Annotated in this window: 2 protein-coding genes; one reads left to right on the top strand and one right to left on the bottom strand. The window is 63.1% G+C overall.

Annotated features, from left to right (window positions below; genetic code table 11):
* Nucleotides 1-182: 182 nt before the first annotated feature.
* The gene (gene gltA, locus B4E36_RS18325; protein WP_292055573.1) at nt 183-1,469 is read right to left on the bottom strand and encodes a citrate synthase; all 1,287 of its coding nucleotides are present in this window, start codon (nt 1,467-1,469) and stop codon (nt 183-185) included.
* Between the two features lie 241 nt (nt 1,470-1,710).
* On the opposite strand from gltA, the gene B4E36_RS18320 reads away from it, so the two are divergent.
* On the top strand, nt 1,711-3,902 hold a 2,192-nt coding region (locus B4E36_RS18320; RefSeq protein WP_345900653.1), incomplete at its 3' end, for a ComEC/Rec2 family competence protein.

Here is a 3,902-nt window from a genome sequence, read left to right as displayed (position 1 = left end):
CGAGCGCGTTATCGCGCTGATGCAGACTGACGTCCCGCCCGGCGCGCGTGCGGCGGCCATCGTTCTCGATGTGCTGGCGGAAAAGGGAATTGTGAGGTAGGCCGCCCGCCGTCGGTTGTTCCCTGCAAGACACAAAAAAGGCCGGTCGCTGGACCGGCCTTTATCATCTCGCCAAGCGCAAATCAGCGCTTGGAAATTTCCACGAAATCGCGTTCGGGGGCGCCGGTGTAGAGCTGGCGCGGGCGGCCGATGCGCTGTTCCGGATCCTCGATCATTTCCGCCCACTGCGCGATCCAGCCGACGGTGCGCGCCAGCGCGAACAGCACGGTGAACATGGTGGTGGGGAAGCCCAGCGCCTTCAGCGTGATACCGGAATAGAAGTCGATATTCGGGTAGAGCTTCTTCTCGATGAAGTACTCGTCCGTCAAAGCGATCTTTTCCAGTTCCATCGCAACGTCCAGCAGCGGATCGTCCTTGATGCCGAGTTCCTTGAGAACTTCATGGCAGGTCGTCTGCATGATCTTGGCGCGCGGATCGTAGTTCTTGTAGACGCGGTGACCGAAGCCCATCAGGCGGAAGGGATCGTCGCGGTCCTTGGCGCGGTTGATATATTCCGGGATGCGATCGACCGAGCCGATCTCCTGCAGCATGTTGAGCGCCGCCTCGTTGGCGCCGCCATGAGCCGGACCCCACAGGCAGGCGATGCCAGCCGCGATGCAGGCGAACGGATTGGCGCCCGAGGAACCGGCAAGCCGCACGGTCGAGGTCGAGGCGTTCTGCTCGTGATCGGCGTGCAGGATGAAGATGCGGTCGAGCGCGCGCGAAAGAATCGGGTTGACCTTGTATTCCTCGCACGGCGTGGCGAAGCACATGTGCAGGAAATTGGCGGCGTAGCCGAGGTCGTTGCGCGGATACACGAAGGGCTCGCCGACGTGGTACTTGTAGGCCATGGCCGCGATCGTCGGGATCTTGGCGATCATGCGGATGCTGGCGATCTCACGCTTGTAGGGATCGGAGATGTCGATCGAGTCGTGGTAGAAGGCAGACATGGCTCCAACGGCGCCGCAGATGATGGCCATGGGATGGGCATCACGGCGGAAACCGGTAAAGAGCCTCGTGAGTTGATCGTGAATCATCGTGTGATGGGTCACGCGGAAATCAAAATCCTTCTTCTGCGTGGCCGTCGGCAGTTCGCCGAACAGCAGCAGATAGCAGACTTCCAGGAAGTCGGCGTTTTCGGCGAGCTGGTCGATCGGATAGCCGCGGTGCAGCAGAATGCCGTTGTCGCCGTCGATATAGGTGATCTTGGATTTGCACGACGCCGTCGAGGTGAAACCCGGGTCGTAGGTGAACATGCCCGATTGCTTGTAGAGCGACGCGATGTCGATGACCTTGGGGCCGAACGTGCCTTCTTCCACCGACAGCTCGAATTCCTGACCGTCGAGTTTTAGTTTTCCAGTTTCCGTCATCCTATCCTCCAAATTTCCGGCGCGAATACGCTGTCGAAGCCAATCGGGATTTTCATTAGCTATAGGATTGGCAGGGTGTTGCCAAGCCGACGAAGCCGCGCGGCGGGTGATGAGTAATATCTGCGTTTAGCAAGTTTTACGGGGTTTAGAAAAGGAAAATTTTGCTTCTGCCGCCAGCGCTTGCATTGCAATCGATTAGCATTGGCCACAACATGTAAAAGTTGTGGGGTGGCGATTGCGGATGCGCGGGAGCGGGGCAGGCACGAGCGAGATAGACGGTGCGGAGAGCCGACGCGCGGCGTCCGCCCGGTTTCGTGCGGCCTTCAGAAAGCGCCAACCGAAAGGTGAGCGCGAGGCCGGTTTTCATCAGCGTGACGCGGGCCGGGCAGGGCGGTTCGATATAGCCGCACTGTGGCGCGAGGAGCAGGCATTCGGTCGTCCGTTCCTCATGGTGCCGGTGGCGCTGGCAGCGGGAATAGGCTGGTGGTTTTCGCTCGCCGAGAGCCCGTCTTCGCTGGGCCTTGGCATCTATTGCGGTCTGGCGGTGTGCGCGGCCGTCTTGCTGCGCAACGGCAGAGGCTTGCTGCCCGCTGTCAGCGCCTGCATCGCGCTGTTCCTCTGCGGCGCGCTGCTTGCTGAGACAGAGACGGCGCGGCGCGCCACTGTGATGCTCGATTCGCCCGTGACCACCCATATCACCGGCGTCGTTGAGAGCCGTGAGCCGACGGAAACCGGCTGGCGCTACGTAGTGCAGGTGACGGCGACGGACGACCCCGTGATCCATCGTCCGCCCGAACGCGTCACGCTTGTCGCCCGCGGCAATTTGCCGCCTGTTGGCATCGGCCACGCCATTCAGGGGCTTGGCCGGTTGCTGCCGCCTTCCGCGCCGGTCATGCCCGGCCTGGTTGATTTCGGGTTCCTGTCCTATTTCGACGGCATCGGCGCGGTGGGTTTCTTCTATGGGCCGCCGGCGGATGTCGGCGTCGCCCCCGCGCCGGGCCTCAAAGCGCGGGCGGGTTTCGCGATCGAGCGGATACGCGACGGCATTGCGGGTCGCATTCGTGCGGTGCTTGCGGGCGACACCGGCGCCTTTGCCAATGCGATCATTACCGGCGAACGCCGGGCGCTGAGCGACGACATGCTCGATGCACTGCGCAATGCCGGTCTTGCCCACATCATTGCCATTTCCGGCCTGCACATGGCGCTGGCCGCGGGCATTTTCTTCTCCAGCCTCAGGCTGTTGCTGGCGCTGTCGCCGCGGGCCGCCGAGGCGGTTTCGACGAAGAAAATCGCAGCGGCCGCAGCGATTGCGGCGGCGCTGTTCTATCTGCTGATCTCGGGCATGCAGGTTTCCGCCGAACGGGCCTTCGTCATGCTGGCGGTGATGCTGGCGGCGGCGATCTTCGACCGGCCGGCGATCAGCCTGCGAAATGTGGCGCTCGCCGCGCTCGTGATCCTAATCGTGACGCCCGCCGAAGTGGTGGGGCCGGGCATGCAGATGTCCTTTGCCGCCACGCTCGCGCTGATCGCGGGCTATGGCGCATGGCAGCGCCGGCCCGCTGAAGGACTTCGCCAAAGCCGGGGACCGCTCCGCTGGCTCTGGATCGCAGCCTCCGGCATCGTCCTCACCGCGCTGATCGGCGGATTGTCGACAACGCCCTTCGCCATCCATCACTTTTCGCGTATTGCCGGCTACGGGCTCCTCGGCAATCTGCTCGCCATGCCGGTCGTCACCTTTATCGTCATGCCGGCGGGCTTGTTGTCGCTCATCGCCATGCCGCTCAACCTTCACGCGCCGTTTCTGGTCGTCATGGGCTGGGGGCTTGATTGGGTGATGCGGGCGGCGACATGGGTCGACGGCCTCGGCGGTGCGTTCACGACCGGTCGCGCTCCGGAGGGATTTCTGCTGTTGTTCCTGGCCGGCTTCCTGCCGCTCGTGCTGTTGCGCACGCGGCTGCGGCTTTTCGGCGTGATCCCGATGGCGGTTTCCTTCGCGCTGATTTCATGGCCGCGCGAGCCTTCGCCGCCGCAAATCCTGGTGGCGGATGATGGCAACCTCGTCGCATTCGTCACCGGCGATGTCGCGGCGCTCACCACGAAGCGGCCGCCATCCTTCGTGTTCGAGCAATGGGAAAAGGCGCTTGCGCTCGCAGAGACGCTGCCGCCTGTGGACGAAAACACGCTGGTGCTGGATGAGGAGGATCGCTTCGCGCGGCTGGAAGCAGCGGATATGGCGAGCGCCGCGCGGGCGCTCCGCGATACGATCACCGAAGCAGGTCGAACGCCCGGCATCTTCCACTGCAAGAAGGATGCATGGTGCTACGGGCTTTTCATGGAACTCAGGCTCATGACGGTCGACCGGCCGGCCTTTGCCGGCCTTGCCTGCGATAATGCCGATATCGTTGTCAGTCGCTACCGCCCCGGTTTCCAGAC

The organism is Martelella sp. UBA3392, from assembly GCF_002358775.1.
Lineage (GTDB): Bacteria > Pseudomonadota > Alphaproteobacteria > Rhizobiales > Rhizobiaceae > Martelella > Martelella mediterranea.
Note: the sequence above shows the minus strand (reverse complement) of the source record. Positions and strands in the feature narration are given on the sequence as shown.